1 protein-coding gene is annotated in these 244 nt (G+C 79.1%); it reads right to left on the bottom strand.

Features of this window, described 5'->3' with window-relative positions; all coding sequences use genetic code 11:
* The coding region (locus KVS67_RS12675; RefSeq protein ID WP_217565518.1) for an aromatic amino acid lyase at positions 1–244 on the bottom strand (244 nt) is incomplete at both ends.

Genomic DNA, 244 nt, shown 5'->3' with positions numbered 1-244 from the left:
CGGCCCGGTCCCGGCCCCGGCGAGCGCCTCGCCGGCCGGACGCAGCGCGCCGTCGGTCCCGACGACGACGCCCTCGCCCATCAGCGCCAGGGCCACGTGGGAGAGGGGGGCGAGGTCACCGGAGCAGCCCAGGGAGCCGAACACGCGCACGGCGGGGGTGATGCCCGCGTTGAGCATGGCCACGAAGGTCTCGACCCCCACGGGGCGCACGCCCGTGCGGCCGGAGGCCAGCGTGGTGGCCCGC

Source organism: Micrococcus sp. GbtcB5 (assembly GCF_019091605.1).
Lineage (GTDB): Bacteria > Actinomycetota > Actinomycetes > Actinomycetales > Micrococcaceae > Micrococcus > Micrococcus luteus.
The sequence above is the reverse complement of the archived record's forward strand: the minus strand, read 5'-3'. Positions and strand labels throughout refer to the sequence as shown.